Here is a 16457-nt window from a genome sequence, read left to right on the forward strand (position 1 = left end):
TAACTTAATAAAGTTTAATTTATAGTTTGTATATCACCCGCTGATTGCATAAACAATGGTACCGGGCGTTGTGTTTCTAATTGCACAGGCTTAATGCGACGGTTTGTATATTGAGCCCAGTCGAGCATGCGTTCTATATGGCCGCTGGTATTAACAGACAACTTACCACTTAAACCACTATATTGATTGCCTGGCATTACGCTTAACTGTCTAATGTCATGTAATATTGATACTGCATCGTACGCCATTGCAAATAAGCGTTGGCTAATATCAATTTGCTCAGGCCATAGAGAGTTGTACTGCTGGCGTAAATTATGTTGTTTAATTTGCGAATCGAGCATCCACGGTAATTCTGTGAAGTATAGGCCGTCTAAGTCGCCTTTGTCTGTACTGTCAATTTGTTTACTATGACTTTTAGAGCTTGCATAAAGTGGGATACGATCAGCAAATGTACTGACGTTTACATCAAGGTAAGGTTTAATTAAGCGAGTTTCTATGGCATCACCCAAAATATAAATAACGTCTATATCACTGCGTGAACGCGTTTCGTTTTCTACTTCTTGCTTAAATAATGCTTTAACTGTTTGTATGCGATCTTTTGACTTATCAACTTCTAATAAGCTGGTAATTGTGTTTGGCATATCTTTTTTATCGTTATAAAAACCGATTTGTGGCTTGGTTTCGCTGTAGCGTTGCCACTGTAGGTTAAAATAATCAACTAAACGTTGGCCATTTGCATTATTTGGCGCAAGCAGCATAGGCTTTTGATAGCCCTTAGTTAAAAAGTGTTCCAGAGCTTGTTGTACTTCGTGCTCAGGGTTCAATGCAAAGTAATAATGCTGAAGCGAAATGCGCTCACCATCAAAGGTGTTTAAATGCAGTACCGGAGTATCAATAAGAGTTTGTGCATTGGCTAGTTTATCAATATTTGCTTTAAGTAGAGGACCAATTACAAAATCAGGCTTTATTTCTTCAAGTTGCGCTGCGATTTCCTCAGTGCTTAGGTTTTCATCAATAAAAATAGTGTCGTTGATAGTTTGCGTATCAAGTGCAGCTAACACACCCGCTTTAAGCGCATCACCTAAGCGTTCGTTAGGGCCTGATTGTGGAAACAACACAACTAAACGCTCTATATTAATAGGGGCGAGCTCAGTAAGCATTTCGTCTTGTTCAGGTAATACAGAAAAAGCTGGATGCCCAATATAGCGCCTGCGCCAATTATTAATTGCTTGGTCTAGCTCCACGCCACTACTTGCATATACTTGATAGTATAGACCAAGGTTTACCCAGCCTTGCTGGATAACCGAACCACGGTTAAAACGTTCAAGCGCATATGAAGAGAGCTGTTTTAAGTTATCCCACAAATTTTGATTGAGCTGAGGGATTTCTATATTGTTTTTTGTGGCTGTTTCAGAAGCTCTAAAGAAATAGGGGGCAGCTTTTTTTGGAAAATTTTGCGATGCATAAATACTGGCTGTTAAAAACTGATGCCAAGCAAAATGCTCAGGTTGAGTAAGTTGTCCGTCTAGCGATTGTAAAATCACCAAAGCTTGATCATTCTTATTCTGTTGTTTTTGTGCAAATGCAATATAAAGACGGTTTTGGATTTGATCAACACTTGCGGTTAATTCAAGCTCATTACCGATTTTCTCTAACAAAGGCCAGTTTTGCTCACTAATTGCGGCATCACGGGCGCTATACAATAACTGTATTTTATCGGCACCTTGGCGGTTTTGCGCCAATTGGTAGATAGATTGCGCACTGGTTGCCTGATTTTGCAGTGCATTAGTGCGGTTACTTACGTTATCGCTGTTTTTAGTTGGTTTTTCGGTTGTGCTACACGCCGATAACCCTGACAATATAATTAATAGACTAACTAGTTTAAGTCGCACAATGATTTCCCAATACGTTAACGCGATTTGCTTATATTACTGACTGACGCAGGAGACCTCAATGTTAAATGAGGAGAATTCACAGAAAATTGGCACTCTTTACATTGTTGCCACCCCAATTGGCAATTATGACGACTTAAGTCACCGTGCCATTGCGACATTATCGCAAGTTGACTTAATAGCTGCTGAAGACACTCGCCACACCGGCAAGCTACTTAGCCACTTTGGAATTAAGGCAAAAACGTTTGCATTACACGACCACAACGAAAAGCAAAAAGCACAACAAATTATTGATCAACTTAATCAAGGTTTAAATATTGCTTTAGTATCTGACGCTGGTACGCCACTAATTAGTGATCCAGGCTACGCTGTGGTAAATCTATGTCGCGAACAAGGTGCTCATGTTACACCTGTTCCAGGTGCATGTGCTGCAATTACAGCCGTATGTTGTTCAGGCTTACCAACCGACCGTTTTCAGTTTATTGGTTTTACGCCAGCTAAAAGCAAAGCTCGCCAAGACTTTTTTACCGAAGCTGTTAACTCAGGTATCACCAGTATAATGTACGAAAGTACGCACCGTATTATGGCAAGCCTTGATGATTTAGCACTAGCCCTTGGTGATGAGCAGCAAGTTGTATTTGCTAAAGAGCTAACCAAAACCTTTGAAACATTTTTTAATGGTAGTGTAAGTGAGCTTAAACAGTTTTTAACTGATGATCCTACCAAGCAGCGCGGCGAAATAGTGCTTATGCTTGCGGGCAAACCAAAGCAAATAGACGATGTTCCACCTGAAGCGCGCAAAATGCTGGCACTGCTTGAAAGTGAAATGCCAATGAAAAAAGCCTGTGGCGTTGTTGCTGAATACTTTGGAATGAAGAAAAACGCTTTATACAAAACAATTATTGAAGAAAAAGAGTAAATTTTACTGCGCTTGGTATTAGCCTCATGTATACTGCGCGCCGAGTCAGCCAAGATGATCGCTGCCTGTGACGAAAATGATCAGGGGGAGGAAAGTCCGGGCTCCATAGGGCAGAGTGCCAGCTAACGGCTGGGGGGCGTGAGCCCACGACAAGTGCAGCAGAGAGGAGACCGCCAATCTCGATTGGTAAGGGTGAAAGGGTGCGGTAAGAGCGCACCGGGCCGCTAGTAATAGTCGGTTGCAAGGTAAACTCCACTCGGAGCAAGACCAAATAGGGTTCTATCATTTTAAATAATGAACGCGTGGCCCACGTGAGAACCGGGTAGGTTGCTTGAGCCATAGAGCGATTTATGGCCTAGACGAATGATTATCACTTTCTTCGGAAAGGACAAAACCCGGCTTACCGGCTGACTCACTCATTCAATAAAAAGCCCGCAGTTAACGCTGCGGGCTTTTTTGTGCTTAAAAATTAAGGCAAGTAATTAGTTTTTGGCTATCTGTTTGCAGTACTCGTTAGAATTTCAACAAAGAGTGATAACCGGGCAGTGAGAAATTATGATGTATGAAGTCAAGATTTGGCCCCGTTGGCTTTTGCACATTGGCTTTTGTTAAATTTCACATAACACTAACAGCTTTACTTGTTAATAAAAAACCGCCATTTGGCGGTTTTTTTGTATAATTTCATTTTAGGAAGGTTTTGCTAATGCTATCGCTTCACCCGCAAGTGCGAAAATATTTTTAAGCATTAATTGTAAAATATGTCTAATCGAAGCGTAAGTAAAAGAAATTACCTTAAATGGATAGCCACAAAATGTTAGTATGTGCCCTAAAATCCCTTTTATATCTTTGGTACAGTTTTTAGAGAAGTCAATGCTATCAGCTAATGCTTTAGCTATCTGATCGTACACTGTGAGAGCGTTCGATAAATGATTTTGTATCGCATATAGCTTACCAGTATCACGTAAATGAGTTATTAAAGCTGCACCAATTTTCCTAGCCCATTTAGACGTGCGGCTACATTCGAGCCGTCTATCATAATCAAGCCTTACCTCTTCTTGAATTCGTTTTTCCATTCCTTTGTTGATAGCAGAGTAACTTTTGAAGTTGCTTGCTGTATGTAAATATCCTGGCGTCTCATTAGTCATACTATGTGCTTTTGGAGTAATAGTGGCAGCACCGTGTAAAATATATTCTTGTTCAGTATGCATAAATGGCCACACAGGCACTAAAGGAACTGGATCTGCGGCATGTACGCAACGATAGATGTTGTTATCTGTTGCGGACTCTGTTTTTACAGCAAAGCTATTATAACCAACGCGCGGCGCACCAAAAGTATATAATTTTACATTGGCACCGAAACGTTGCTTTAGCCAGTTAGCAGCTAAGTTTGCTAAAGCCCCACCTAAACTATGACCTACAACATGAATGTTTAACTTTTTCTTAGTGCTTTTTTTAAAGTATAGTTCTAACTGATTTTTGAAAGAGTTAAATGTATGGTTAAAGCCTGCATGTACAGGTTGATTATTACTACAAGTACTTAAACCACAATGTAAATCAGTGACAACATCACGAACTTTAGCCGTGCCTCGTAAAGCTAAAACATAATCATCTTCATATGCTCCTTTCTTACCCTTTGCAATGCAGCCAAAATTGGTCGAGTGGTTAAAAACTCGTTCGAGAATAGAACCACTTACACCTTTTATAGATTCTGATTCGAATGAAAATAAAGAGCTAATTCTTTCAAAATATGGATTAGCTCTCAAGCCTCTTTTGTCAAGGCTTTCGTATGAGATAGCTGCAAAATTAGCAGCTATTGCAGGGCTTAAAACATTCATTAATATTTCCTTATAATTTAGTTTTTGATTTATTAATTATTATCCGTTTCAATTTCTGAAAGGTCAAAATAAGCATTTTGTTCCACTACTTCAAAATCATCAGACCAACGACAAATACTTAAAGCCTCAAATTTATAGCCTTCAGTTTTCTTATTCTGAAATTTAAAAAGAACCTTTCCATTAGAGATGTCGGCTATTAATTGCCTTAACTTTCTTGCATATTCCTCTCGATATTTAACGCCTGATAATCTAGAACCCCAAAGGCAATATTCTTCATTATTGTAGGATAGATAAATAGCTTGAGAAGTGAAAATCTCAGCAAGTGGGACTGCTGGTTGATTAGAACGGATATTAATTTCAGGTAATGAGAAGCCCCCATTATTATCCGTGTAAGTGAAATCTTCAACACTTTTACCATCAGAAAAATTCAATACTCTCTCTATTTTTACATTCGATAAAGGTTTGCCTTTTTCACTAGCTTGGCCTTTTACCTCAGGGCACAAGTGCACTTTGTAAGCACCAATATGATTACCAAACTTTTTAAGTGTTGTTAAAAATGACATAAACAAGAAGCCTTAAAAATAGGCTGTGAATTTTTTGTGGGGAGGCTACATGATTCCCTTGCAAACTTTAATATTCACATGCCCTTGTAAATAGATCTCATATGATAAACAAGCTTATATAAAATACAATAGTTAAAACTTAAGATGTATAGATAAAGCGAAAGATGAAGCTGGGCGCGAAGAAAATGACTTTGAGCTAAGGTCATTAATATAAAGGTAGGAGGGTGTTAACTGCTTTTTAGCGATTCGGCAGGGTCAAATCTTACCTTCATACATCAATGATCTAGATTTATAGTTTATTGCTCATTGAGTTTATTATTATGGCTAGACCACTACGAATAGAGTATGAAAATGTGTTTTATCATGTGATGAATCGCGGAAGAGGGCGTGAAAACACCTTTTTGAGTGATGACGATTCTAAGCATTTTTTATACTGCATTGAGGAAGCCAGTTTTCGTTTTAATATTGAAGTGCATTCGTATTATTTAATGACCGATCATTACCACCTACTAATAAAATCCCTGATGCAAACATGGGCAGAGCCATGAAACATATTAATGGTCTCTATACGCAATATTCTAATAGAACACATAATACAGATGGTGAACTGTTTAGAGGTCGATACAAGGCGGTGTTGGTGGATTGTAGTAGTAACTAGACCAGACTAGCTGTGGGCATCTGACCAATGAAGTAAATTTAAATCCAGAGAAAAAAGAAGCAATGCGGGCGGCATAAAATTTTATTTGATGCGACAACTAACTTGAAAAACTCCGCAAACAAAGGGCAAAAGTCGATTAATATCCTATAAAGCCTTTTGCCTTTTCATAAGATACTTCCTAACCAGCGTTAATATATATTAGCGTTGATTACTTATTTTGCTTATTGGGTCGAGAGTATTAATATTGAGCTAAATACTAATATATACAACTTCAGCATTATTAAATAATATTTTTACCTTGTTCTGGGTCTCTTGATTGCTCTGCTTGTTCACGTATTTCGTCGGTATCACTGCTCACATCATCAAGTGTTTTAGTTTGATCAACTGTTTCACTTTTTTCGCTTTGCACTTGCGATGGTTGTTTTTCCTCTAAATTAGAAACATTTTCACTAGGGTCGGTGAGTATAATTCTTTCTCGTGCATCATCAGGCATGCTGATGTTTTGTTTTGTGAACTCATTGACTAATTCGCGCATAAGCTGGGAAGCTACTTTTAATGGACTGTGTTGCTCGCTATTAACCCAAAAATACAAAACGAAGTTAATAGTAGATGAGCCTAAGTTTTTTATTAAAACCTGCGCAGGTGGATCGCTAAGCACCGCATTTTGTTGATTGGCAATAGCTAGGGCAAGAGTTTGTGCGCTGCGTATATCATTATCATAGCCAATACCAATTTCTACTTTTCCGCGCATTTTTGGATTGGCAGTCAGGTTTTTAATAGTATTTTTATATACCGTCGCATTGGGTATTTGAATATGATTGCCATCGTAATCAACAAGTGTGGTTGCTCTTGCGGTTACTTTTTTAACAACGCCTAAACGATTGTCTACTTCAATTACATCGTCGATTTTGAAAGGCCTCTGTATGCTCAGTAATAAACTAGCGATAAAGTTCTCAGCTATGTCTCTAAAGGCAAAACCTAATATAAGTCCTATTAGTCCCGTTCCACTCATAATGGCGACAGCAAACTCGGTAAGCCCTGCTAAACGCAGGAATAAGTACACGCCAAATAAAATAATTAAAGTGCTTATACTGCGCCTTACAACTAGATGAACTAGTTTACTGTCAGTCATGTAGTCAACAGGCTTTATAAGCAATCGAGAAAGTGGCCCTGCAATTAAATAGCTTAATGCTAAAAGTATTATACCGAGTAATAGTGTGGGTAATATTTGCGCTGTTGCATGAATTAATTGCACAGCTTGTTCATGAAAAAACTGCCACGTAAACACATCGCCTTGAAAACTTTGCGTGCTGGGAGGCGTATTGTTTAAAGCTATAATGTTTGATTGGCTACTAGGCATGGCTTATCGTCCGTGTTTGGTTTTTATAATCGCTAATATTAGGTAACAGCAAGTTTAGTACCAAATACTTTATTTAACTTGGCAAACATTTTGCTGTAGCAATGTAATACAAATATTGAGGTTTAGAATGAAAGAAGCTAAACGAGGACAGCAAGCTGAGCAGCCTGGTCATATTCCTTTTATAGGTTGGTGGGATATTGTTAAGCGCATTTTTAAGCAAATGAGTGAAGATAACTTATCTATAGTGGCAGCGGGTGTGGCATTTTATGCGTTACTTGCTATTTTTCCGGCCATTGCGGCGATGGTTTCTGTGTATGCGTACTTTTCATCCCCTGCAGATATTAGTGATCATTTAAGTAAAATAGTTACTTTGCTCCCACCAAGTACCAGTGAACTAATTTTATCTCAGGTTTCTAGCCTTGCAAAAACATCAAGTGCAAGCTTGAGCTTAAGTGCAATTGGTACGCTTATACTTACTATTTGGAGTAGTTCTAAGGGCAGCCAAGCACTTATTACTGCGTGTAATATTAGTTATCGTGAATATGAAAAGCGTTCATTTTTTAAAGCTCAATTAGTACGCTTTTTATTTTCGGTAGGGGCGATTGTTGTCGCAATTTTTGCGTTATTAATTATTGGTATTTTGCCTATTGTGCTTAATTTAGTGGGGCTAAAAGAAAGTATAGATTTATTAATTAAACTCATCTCTTGGCCATTATTAGCTTTTACCTTTAATTTTGCATTGGTACTTTTATATCGTTATGCCCCACATCGTAAACCGGCCAAATGGCGTTGGATCACGATGGGTTCGTCTATTGCTACTGTGCTTTGGATTTTGGCATCTATAGGTTTTTCATTTTATGTGTCTCGTTTTTCTAGTTACAACGAAACTTACGGCTCACTAGGTGGTGTAGTGATCATGTTGATGTGGTTGTATATCAGCGCTTATATAATCACATTAGGTGCGGTTATTAATGCTGCAACTGAACAGCAAACAGGTAAAGACAGTACTATAGGCCCAGCTAAAGAGCGTGGGCAGCGAGGCGCCTATGTAGCAGATCACCTCGATGTAAAAAATGAATAGCTATTAGCTAGCTAAGTTAGTGAGAGCCGTAAGCTGCTCTTTAAACTCTTGTGCTGCAGGACCAAGCCTGTCGTTGTCGTTGCACATTAAATATAAATTAAGGGTACGGGTTGTACCTTGGTCTAAATTAAGTGGGATGAGCGTTTTATTTTCAATTAAATGTGCTATTTGTGTTTTTGGCAGCCAAGCGTAACCCAAATTTTGACTAACCATATCAATAGAGTTGCGTAAATGGCTGACTGTCCAGCGCATATCAGCACCTAACCAGCCATCATTGTGACTGGTGTGGGTTGCTGAGTCGCGAACTACTATTTGCCGGTGTAGCTTTAAATCGCGAAAGTTGAGTTGTTCAGTTTGTTGGTGTAATACATGGTCTTTATGCGCAACGGCTATAAACTCTATATCGCATAACGTACTGCAACTAATTCCATAGATAGGAATTGATGAAATGGCTAAATCAACCACTGAGTTATGTAGTAATTCGTTTGCACCGGTTAGCACGCTTTCTACTAAATCAATCTTTAAAAGCGGGTAAAGTTCACTCGTGTTAGCAAGTGCCTGGTATAAAATGGTGTGTGGAAAAACCTCATCAACAGCTATTTTTAACGTGCTTTCTACGCCATCGCTTAGTGTACTTGCTACCGATTCTATTTTAGTTGCTTCTTCAATTAAAAATTCAGCTCTGCGTAAAATTAGTTTACCGCTATCGGTTAAAAATGCTTTACGACCTTTTACTTCAAGCAACTTAATTTGCAAGGCGGCTTCAAGTTTTTGAACAGCATGGTGTACGGTTGACTGACTTTTATGTACAGCTGCACTTGCGCCTGCAAATCCGCCGTGATCCACAACCGCCTTAAACATTCGCCATTGCTCTAATGTTGCTTTTGCCATTTTTAAATCCTGTTACTACTTATATCTGATTGCTTAACTTGACCGCGCAGACGCATTATTTATTGCGTAACAGTGATTTTTTGTTTATTTATTTTAATAAAGCGACTTTTTTATCAGCTAGAAGTGCCATAAAACTGCTTTTATTTAAAGGTCTTGAAAATAAATAACCTTGTCCGTAATCACATCCGGCTTCAAGTAATAGCTGCATTTGTAATTTAGTTTCAATTCCTTCGGCGATTACTTTTAAGCCCAGTTGATGCGCCATAACAATTATTGCTTCACACAGTGCAAGTTCTTGACTGCCTACTTGGATATTATCAACAAAACGTTTATCTATTTTTAAATAGTCGGTATCCATTTCTTGTAAGTAAGCGAGTGACGAATATCCTGTACCAAAATCATCAAGGGCAAGCTGCATACCTGATTTTACTATTTCTTTTAAGCGACGTTGCGTTAATGCTTCGGGGTTAATCATTAGGCCTTCAGTTATTTCTGCCACAATTGAGGATGCAGGTAATTTTGCAGCTTTTAGCATATCGTACCATTCATCTATACCACTCTCTGGCGTGGATAACTGCACTGGCGACACGTTTACACTTATTTGAAAAGTGTCATCGGTTAGGGTTTTTATATCGTTAAGCGTTTGCAAGGTTTGAGCAAATACAAATTGGCCAATTGCATTTATTTGCCTAGTTTCTTCAGCAAGAGGAATAAATGCGACAGGGCTAATTAGGCCTTTTTCGGGATGTTGCCAACGAATAAGTGCTTCAGCTTTATGAATATGTAAATCATTCAAAGCAACAATGGGCTGATAAAACAACTCAAACTGTTCAAGTTCAATGGCACTTCGTAAGTCTTTTAATAGCACCATGCGCGCGTGTGCATATTCGCGCATGTCAGCAGAGAAAAATTCAAAACAGTTACGACCATTACTTTTTGCTTTATACATAGCCTGATCGGCTGCTTTTAAAAGCTGTTCAGTATTTTCACCATCATTAGGGGCGCATGCTATGCCCATGCTGGCGCTAATAAATAATTCTTCGTTTTCAAGATGCAAAGCCGACGATAGGCTAAGCAAAATATTACTGGCAATTTGATTAATATGACGCGTACTTTTTATACGATTAAACACAATAACAAACTCATCACCACCAATACGTGCCACAAACTCAGCATTTTTTGCCGACTGGACTATACGCTGAGATACGAGTTTTAATAAGTTATCACCATAGTGATGGCCTAATGTGTCATTAATATCTTTAAAGTGATCTATATCTAAAAGCATGACAACCAATTGATTGTCGGGAGTAACAACGTTTGAAAATCGTTGATTTAATCGCTCCTTTAACTCTAAACGATTTGGTAAGTCAGTTAGGTGATCATAGTGAGCTTGTCGCCAAATTGTTTCATCGGCTTGTTTTTTCTCAGTGAGGTCTGTGAATATCGCGATTCGACGAATAGGTGCTTTGTTTGTATCATAAACCGTATCGATTGTGAGCCACTCAGAGTAAAGCTGCCCGTTCTTTTTACGGTTAATAACCTCGCCTTGCCAGCGGCCTGTTTGCTGTAATTCAGACCACATTTTATTGTAAAAATTCTTATCATGTTTTCCTGATGAAAGAATTGAAGAGGATCGCCCAATAACTTCTTCTTTATTATATAAAGTCGTTTTGCAAAACGCAGGGTTTACATCAAATATTATACCCGCTGGATCGGTGATTGCCATGCCTTCACTACTGTTGTTATACACTAGCGAGGCAAGGTGGAGTGCTTCTTCATTTATTTTTCGTTGTGTTATATCTCTTAGCACAACAACGTATTCATTTTTACTTTGCATTGCACTAATACGCGCTTCAAAGCTGCGTTTAGGATCTGATTTTTCGAGTGTAAATTCTAAATTACTCGAAACATCAAGCTTAGATAACTGCGATAACAAAAGCTGCACATTGTTGTGAGAAAGTATTGATGACAAATGAGGTACTGCAGTGCTGTTTGTGTTTACTTGAGGCTTAAATTGCCCCGTTATGTTGAGAATATCGCCATGGATGTTAATTCTAACGTAACTGTCGGGTAGAGTATTAAGCAAGCTGGTAAGCTCATCGTGCTTGTTTTTTAAATTAGCTTCAGCTGTTAACCTAGTTTGCGCCATTGATTTAAAGCGCTGATAGAGAGTATTTAGCTCTGGATTATTTGGCTGTGTTTTTTGTGACGGCATTTCGCCCTTAGCCAACACGTTTGTTGCATTTGTTAGATTATTAATTGGGTCGATAATGCTGGTTTTAAGCAGCTTACGTGCAATTAAACATAGCACTAGCAGTGATAAAATAAATACACCAATCGCTATAAAAAAATTATTATTTATTTGCTTTAAAGCATGCGTAATAGGAAGTGCAATATGTATATTTAAGCTGTTATTACTCGGATCTTTATAAATAATAGAGTGATGAAGCATTCGATCTTCACCCTCAATAGATTTTATTTTTGTTGATGCCTCATTATCAATCGAAGAATCAGTTGCTAATAAAGTCTTTGCAATATTATCGCCAAGGGCTGCAGTTGTTGGTGGGTAACGCGCTAAAATTTTTCCATTAGAATCAGCGATTGCAGCAATAGAGCCAGGTGGCAGTTCAATATTATTAAAAGCATTGTTCCACCAGTCAAGCGCAACAACGATAACTACAACGCCCTGAATTACATTTTTTTTATTAATGATAGGTAACGCAAAGTTAAGGGTGTTTTTTTGCAAGTTTCTATCGTGCTGAAAATAACCTACTGACAATTGGTTACTTTTTAAGGCATTTTGAAAATACGCACGATCTGCAATACTTATTGTTTTGGCTAATCCGCTTGTTGTACACATGACAATGCCATTTGGATCTATAATCCCGATATTGGCAACATGGGCATAAATAGCTCTAAATTGATTAAAATAATTAGGGCAGGACGTTGCTAGATTTTCTTTCTTACTTTCCTCTTTAGACAAATAACGCGCTAAACGGTCAATATCATCGACTAAGTGCTTTTGCTGTAAAATTAATTGCTTAGCAATGTTTTCTACTTTTTTTTCACTTTGCTCAATAGAGTGGTGGCGTTCAAGCAGCAGAGTAAAAATAATTACAGCGGTGCCCGGAATACTTAGCAATATAAGCAAACGATAAAGCTGATGTTTGAGAGAATAAGTAAAAATAACCATTCCTTAGTTTCGTATTTTGCAATAACAATTGTAGCCAAATTCACTCCAAATAACCATAGTAATTATAAGGTTGAAAATGTAACCAATGAATCAATGTCGTTCTATTTTTTAGAACCTTAAGCTCGATTTAAAGACATAGTTGTTTTGTTTAATGAATGATTTAATAGCCTCATAAACTTATTCTTTAGAGTGAATTAAAAAATGAAAATATCAAAAATACTTACAGCTTATGCAACTCAAGATGGCGATGGCGTGAGCATTAGCCGTATACCTGGGTTTGATGGTAAATATTTAGATCCGTTTTTGATGATTGATGAACTTAAGTCAGACGACAAAAAAGATTATATGGGAGGCTTTCCAGAGCATCCGCACCGAGGAATTGAAACGTTTACTTATATTCTAAAAGGTGGCTTTGAGCATCGTGACCAAATGGGTAACAAAGAAGCAATTAAAGCAGGCGATGTGCAATGGATGAGCACAGGGCGCGGCGTCATGCACAGTGAAATGCCACTCGCTGATGCTATAGATGGTCTGCATGGCTTTCAAATTTGGATAAACATGCCAAGCGCAGAAAAAATGCGTGATTCACGTTATCAAGATACGACTAAAAACCCAGCTCCTAGTTTTACAAATACGCAAGGCGTGACGTTAAAAGCACTTGCGGGATCGTGGCAGTTCGAAAGTGAAACGCTTGCAAGCGAGCTGCAAAGTTTAGCTGCTAATGCGGCGCTCGCTGATATTACATTACCTGCTGGTAAAAGCATTTATTTAGAGCCTCTTAGCCAACAAAAAGTAATGCTTTATATTCATAGCGGCTCACTAATAATGAGCGACTATCAAACAATACCAGCGGGTAAGTTACTTATTTTAGAACCAGGCAGTGATATTAATATTAGCTCTGAACAAGGCGCTGGCGTTTTGGTTTTTGCAGGCGATCCACTTAATCAGCCAATTGCTCATATGGGTCCGTTTGTAATGACGACGCAAGCTGAAGTACAGCAAGCAGTGCGTGATTATCAAAACGGCGAGTTTGGCAAAATATAACGGTATTTTTAGGAGAGTTTCATGGGATTATTAGTTAACGGCCAATGGCAAGATAAATGGTACGACACAGATTCAAGTAACGGTAAGTTTGAACGCGAAACGGCGCAGTTACGTCACTGGGTAACTGTTGATGGTAGCGCTGGAATAACGGGCGAGGCTGGTTTTAAAGCACAAGCGAACAGGTACCATTTATATGTATCACTTGCGTGTCCTTGGGCGCATCGAACGCTTATATTTAGAGCGTTAAAAGGGTTGCAAGATTTAATTACGGTGTCGGTTGTTAGCCCTGATATGCTTGATAGTGGTTGGGCTTTTGATACGCAAAACTACAGTACTGGTGATGCTTTATTTAATAGTAACTACTTACATCAAGTGTATACAAAAAATAATCCTAAGTATTCCGGGCGAGTTACCGTACCCGTATTGTGGGATAAAAAGCTAAATAAAATTGTCAGTAATGAGTCTGCCGATATTATACGTATGTTCAATAGTGCATTTAATGAATTAACAGGTAATAACGATGATTACTACCCAGAGGCACTACGACCAAAAATTGATGAATTAAATGCGTTGATTTATCCAAATATAAATAATGGTGTTTATCGTACGGGATTCGCAACAACTCAAGATGCATACGAAGAGGCGTTTAACGATTTATTCAAAGCACTCGATAAAGTAGAAGGGATACTGAGCAAGCAGCGTTATTTAACAGGTAATAGGCTCACCGAGGCAGATTGGCGATTATTCACTACACTCATTCGGTTTGATAGTGTGTACGTTGGCCATTTTAAATGTAATTTACGCACAATTGAAAGCTATCCTGCATTAAGTGGATACCTTAGGGAGCTATATCAAGTTAAAGGAGTGGCTGAAACAGTTGATTTTTATCATATTAAGCGTCACTACTATTTTAGTCACACAATGATCAACCCAACACAAGTTGTGCCAAGTGGTCCAAGTATTGATTACTTATCTGATCACGGTAGAAATGTTTAGCGCTTAAGCTATCAAGTTCACTAGCCAGCCGTATTTTCTTACGAAGCTGGTTTCGCTTTTACCCGCTTGTACTGCTGCACCTGCGATAAAGGCACTTGAAAGCCCAACTTTGGTTACGGCAAAACGCTTTAGTCTATATTGGAACGCTGCATGATGTTGGCGTTTCAATTCACTGCGCGTATCCATTTGCTTACTTAGAGCATCAACGTTTTCATTAGGTGCTTTAATTAAGTAGTTAACTAACATACTAATGTCCTTGTAAGTTAAATAGCTGCTTTAAACTTTTAAGTGTTTTACTAAAGCCAATTTTATTGCTTAAGTAAACTGTATTTTTCCAAAGCCATATTAAACAAGCAACTTGTAGTAAAGTAGCTGTTGCTATACTTAGCCATACCGACCCAAAAACATCGTATACACCGTATCCAACAGCACCTAGAAATCCTGCCCACAACAAAACCAAACCACTGGCAAAGCATCCTAAAAATATAGTGATCAATGCAAGCGATCTAAGCGATAACCGCCATTCAGCTTTAGCAAGCTGGTGGGTGATCTTTCCTTGAGTTTGGTAATCATCCTTGAGCTGCTTAGAATACTCTAAAAGCATTGCAACATGATCTTGCCAATCGTCCTTTTGGCTATGTTGCTCAGTAGTTTGGTCTTGCGCATTACCATCCTTGGTTGCTGTTGTTTGTGGGTTATTCATCACTAATTACTTACGACGAAGTAGTGATGTGATTAACATACCCGCAGCAAAAGCAATACCCGCAGTTGCTAATGGATTTTCAGAAGCAAAAGCACGAGTTTTTGCAGTACATTCGCTTAGTTTTTCACGTGCAATAAGTTGTTTTTCGCTCAATGCATCTGCTGAGCTAGAAGCTCCTTTACGCACACTGCTTTCAGCTGTTGCAGCTTTGCTAGAAAGTGCATCTACAGCATCGTGCGCCGCTGATGTTGCTTTCTCTGTAAGAGGAGACTCAGTATTTGTTAGTTTAACGTCAGGCTTAACATCTGAAGTTGTATTTGGTTTCGTATTCGTTGCAGTAGCCATAATCAATCCTTAATAAGTTAAAAATTTAAATAGTGATTTAGATGATGCAATGATTAAACCAAACTTGTTATTTATTTTAAATGCCTGAATTTTAAGGTTTTGTTTGTGTTTTTTTAATTTTTGATAATTAGTATTTTAAAATAAATAGTAACTATTACTACACGGCTAGGTAAATTTTACAAAGAGGATAAAAACGCCTTAAAAATTGTAAATATTCATTGGTTATTCAGTAAGCAATGCATGTAAACAGAAAGTTATAAAAGCAAAGCTGATATTTTTCTTTACCTCAATCCCACTTTTTCCCACGTAATTCAAACGCTTCGCTTGAGCCCTTATTTTTTCTAGCTTTGAGACTCACTAAAGCTGGTCAGCTTACTTGACAAAATGGCTTGTCAAGCCCTAAACTGGAGCACTGTGGTAAAAAGTGGTTTTTAGTGGATCTCATTGGATAAAATAAACAAAAAATTGAATAAAACAATTTCAAAGTAGGTTTTTTATGTTTCGTGGCGCGAGTTCACTGAGTTTGGATGATAAGGGGCGTTTTGCGGTACCGACAAAGTACCGAGAATCTCTGTTGTCTGAAGATCAGGGGACAGTTATTTGTACCGTCGCATTAAATGAACCGTGTTTATGGTTATATCCATTGGCTGAGTGGCTCGAAATAGAAAGCCGTTTAGCGAAAATATCTAATATGAATCCACGAGCTCGACGAATGCAACGTATGTTGCTAGGTAACGCTACAGAGTATCAACTTGATAAAAATGGTCGAATTTTGCTTGCGCCGTCATTACGTGCCCATGCATCTCTTGGCAAAAAAATCATGCTGGTTGGTTTGATGAATAAGTTTGAAATTTGGGACGAGGCGCGTTGGCACGAGCAAATGCAGCAAGATACTGAGCTTGAAAGGCTTGGTGATTTTGAACCTAACCAAGATTTAGATAATTTTACACTCTAACGGCACAAAAAAAGGCACACAA

General features: G+C 38.3%; 15 protein-coding genes and 1 other RNA gene. 7 read left to right on the plus strand and 9 right to left on the minus strand.

The window, feature by feature from the left end:
* Window positions 1-14 precede the first annotated feature (14 nt).
* On the minus strand, window positions 15-1892 hold the full coding sequence (locus tag H5157_RS00495; RefSeq protein WP_002957971.1) for a penicillin-binding protein activator: 1878 nt from the start codon (window positions 1890-1892) through the stop codon (window positions 15-17).
* A 61-nt stretch (window positions 1893-1953) separates the two neighbouring features.
* Between H5157_RS00495 and rsmI the strand changes: the two genes are divergently transcribed.
* Together rsmI and rnpB are read left to right on the plus strand one after the other, a co-directional pair.
* On the plus strand, window positions 1954-2811 hold the full coding sequence (gene rsmI, locus H5157_RS00500; protein WP_024595588.1) for a 16S rRNA (cytidine(1402)-2'-O)-methyltransferase: 858 nt from the start codon (window positions 1954-1956) through the stop codon (window positions 2809-2811).
* A gap of 41 nt (window positions 2812-2852) precedes the next feature.
* Window positions 2853-3230, plus strand: an RNA gene (gene rnpB / locus H5157_RS00505) — RNase P RNA component class A.
* Between the two features lie 267 nt (window positions 3231-3497).
* On the opposite strand, the gene H5157_RS00510 is transcribed toward rnpB, so the two are convergent.
* Together H5157_RS00510 and H5157_RS00515 are read right to left on the minus strand one after the other, a co-directional pair.
* Window positions 3498-4646, minus strand: coding sequence for a lipase family protein (locus H5157_RS00510; protein WP_154903852.1), 1149 nt, complete (start codon window positions 4644-4646; stop codon window positions 3498-3500).
* A gap of 32 nt (window positions 4647-4678) precedes the next feature.
* Entirely contained in the window at window positions 4679-5209 is a 531-nt protein-coding gene (locus H5157_RS00515) for a DUF6795 domain-containing protein (RefSeq protein ID WP_154903853.1), read from the minus strand.
* A gap of 320 nt (window positions 5210-5529) precedes the next feature.
* On the opposite strand from H5157_RS00515, the gene H5157_RS00520 reads away from it, so the two are divergent.
* Window positions 5530-5757 (plus strand): transposase, encoded by a 228-nt coding sequence (locus tag H5157_RS00520; RefSeq protein WP_259399333.1) that lies wholly within the window; start codon window positions 5530-5532, stop codon window positions 5755-5757.
* Between the two features lie 390 nt (window positions 5758-6147).
* Here the strand turns inward: H5157_RS00520 and H5157_RS00525 are convergent, their stop codons facing one another.
* Window positions 6148-7227 carry a mechanosensitive ion channel family protein gene (locus H5157_RS00525; RefSeq protein ID WP_182723912.1) on the minus strand — a complete coding sequence of 360 codons (1080 nt, stop codon included), beginning with the start codon at window positions 7225-7227 and terminating at the stop codon, window positions 6148-6150.
* A 127-nt stretch (window positions 7228-7354) separates the two neighbouring features.
* Here H5157_RS00525 and H5157_RS00530 point away from each other — a divergent pair, with 127 nt between their 5' ends.
* Window positions 7355-8308, plus strand: a complete 954-nt coding sequence (locus H5157_RS00530; RefSeq protein WP_182670939.1) for a YihY/virulence factor BrkB family protein — start codon at window positions 7355-7357, stop codon at window positions 8306-8308.
* Between the two features lie 3 nt (window positions 8309-8311).
* Here the strand turns inward: H5157_RS00530 and H5157_RS00535 are convergent, their stop codons facing one another.
* Together H5157_RS00535 and H5157_RS00540 are read right to left on the minus strand one after the other, a co-directional pair.
* Window positions 8312-9199: a LysR family transcriptional regulator gene (locus H5157_RS00535; RefSeq protein WP_182723913.1), complete on the minus strand. Its 888-nt coding sequence runs from the start codon at window positions 9197-9199 to the stop codon at window positions 8312-8314.
* Between the two features lie 88 nt (window positions 9200-9287).
* Window positions 9288-12392 carry an EAL domain-containing protein gene (locus tag H5157_RS00540; protein WP_182715716.1) on the minus strand — a complete coding sequence of 1035 codons (3105 nt, stop codon included), beginning with the start codon at window positions 12390-12392 and terminating at the stop codon, window positions 9288-9290.
* Between the two features lie 201 nt (window positions 12393-12593).
* Here H5157_RS00540 and H5157_RS00545 point away from each other — a divergent pair, with 201 nt between their 5' ends.
* Both H5157_RS00545 and H5157_RS00550 read left to right on the plus strand, forming a co-directional pair.
* Window positions 12594-13436: a pirin family protein gene (locus H5157_RS00545; RefSeq protein WP_182723914.1), complete on the plus strand. Its 843-nt coding sequence runs from the start codon at window positions 12594-12596 to the stop codon at window positions 13434-13436.
* A 21-nt stretch (window positions 13437-13457) separates the two neighbouring features.
* The gene (locus tag H5157_RS00550; protein ID WP_182723915.1) at window positions 13458-14432 is read left to right on the plus strand and encodes a glutathione S-transferase family protein; all 975 of its coding nucleotides are present in this window, start codon (window positions 13458-13460) and stop codon (window positions 14430-14432) included.
* A gap of 3 nt (window positions 14433-14435) precedes the next feature.
* Here H5157_RS00550 and H5157_RS00555 read toward each other — a convergent pair whose 3' ends face one another.
* The 3 genes from H5157_RS00555 to H5157_RS00565 are packed head-to-tail and all read right to left on the minus strand — an operon-like array spanning window position 14436 to window position 15480.
* The gene (locus H5157_RS00555) at window positions 14436-14678 is read right to left on the minus strand and encodes a hypothetical protein (RefSeq protein ID WP_024596383.1); all 243 of its coding nucleotides are present in this window, start codon (window positions 14676-14678) and stop codon (window positions 14436-14438) included.
* Between the two features lies 1 nt (window position 14679).
* A complete protein-coding gene (locus tag H5157_RS00560) occupies window positions 14680-15135 on the minus strand; it encodes a hypothetical protein (protein ID WP_182711433.1) in 456 nt (151 codons plus the stop codon).
* A gap of 6 nt (window positions 15136-15141) precedes the next feature.
* Window positions 15142-15480 carry a hypothetical protein gene (locus H5157_RS00565; protein WP_002957982.1) on the minus strand — a complete coding sequence of 113 codons (339 nt, stop codon included), beginning with the start codon at window positions 15478-15480 and terminating at the stop codon, window positions 15142-15144.
* A gap of 496 nt (window positions 15481-15976) precedes the next feature.
* On the opposite strand from H5157_RS00565, the gene mraZ reads away from it, so the two are divergent.
* Window positions 15977-16435, plus strand: a complete 459-nt coding sequence (gene mraZ, locus H5157_RS00570) for a division/cell wall cluster transcriptional repressor MraZ (RefSeq protein WP_007582904.1) — start codon at window positions 15977-15979, stop codon at window positions 16433-16435.
* Window positions 16436-16457: the final 22 nt, after the last annotated feature.

Source organism: Pseudoalteromonas sp. SG43-3 (assembly GCF_014164385.1).
GTDB lineage: Bacteria > Pseudomonadota > Gammaproteobacteria > Enterobacterales > Alteromonadaceae > Pseudoalteromonas > Pseudoalteromonas distincta.

What these genes read in the sequence shown, in the direction of transcription:
- rsmI (WP_024595588.1), top strand. Translation starts at nt 1,954, where the DNA reads ATGTTAAATGAGGAGAATTCACAGAAAATTGGCACTCTTTACATTGTT.
- H5157_RS00510 (WP_154903852.1), bottom strand. Translation starts at nt 4,646, where the DNA reads ATGAATGTTTTAAGCCCTGCAATAGCTGCTAATTTTGCAGCTATCTCA.
- H5157_RS00515 (WP_154903853.1), bottom strand. Translation starts at nt 5,209, where the DNA reads ATGTCATTTTTAACAACACTTAAAAAGTTTGGTAATCATATTGGTGCT.
- H5157_RS00520 (WP_259399333.1), top strand. Translation starts at nt 5,530, where the DNA reads ATGGCTAGACCACTACGAATAGAGTATGAAAATGTGTTTTATCATGTG.
- H5157_RS00525 (WP_182723912.1), bottom strand. Translation starts at nt 7,227, where the DNA reads ATGCCTAGTAGCCAATCAAACATTATAGCTTTAAACAATACGCCTCCC.
- H5157_RS00530 (WP_182670939.1), top strand. Translation starts at nt 7,355, where the DNA reads ATGAAAGAAGCTAAACGAGGACAGCAAGCTGAGCAGCCTGGTCATATT.
- H5157_RS00535 (WP_182723913.1), bottom strand. Translation starts at nt 9,199, where the DNA reads ATGGCAAAAGCAACATTAGAGCAATGGCGAATGTTTAAGGCGGTTGTG.
- H5157_RS00540 (WP_182715716.1), bottom strand. Translation starts at nt 12,392, where the DNA reads ATGGTTATTTTTACTTATTCTCTCAAACATCAGCTTTATCGTTTGCTT.
- H5157_RS00545 (WP_182723914.1), top strand. Translation starts at nt 12,594, where the DNA reads ATGAAAATATCAAAAATACTTACAGCTTATGCAACTCAAGATGGCGAT.
- H5157_RS00550 (WP_182723915.1), top strand. Translation starts at nt 13,458, where the DNA reads ATGGGATTATTAGTTAACGGCCAATGGCAAGATAAATGGTACGACACA.
- H5157_RS00555 (WP_024596383.1), bottom strand. Translation starts at nt 14,678, where the DNA reads ATGTTAGTTAACTACTTAATTAAAGCACCTAATGAAAACGTTGATGCT.
- H5157_RS00560 (WP_182711433.1), bottom strand. Translation starts at nt 15,135, where the DNA reads ATGAATAACCCACAAACAACAGCAACCAAGGATGGTAATGCGCAAGAC.
- H5157_RS00565 (WP_002957982.1), bottom strand. Translation starts at nt 15,480, where the DNA reads ATGGCTACTGCAACGAATACGAAACCAAATACAACTTCAGATGTTAAG.
- mraZ (WP_007582904.1), top strand. Translation starts at nt 15,977, where the DNA reads ATGTTTCGTGGCGCGAGTTCACTGAGTTTGGATGATAAGGGGCGTTTT.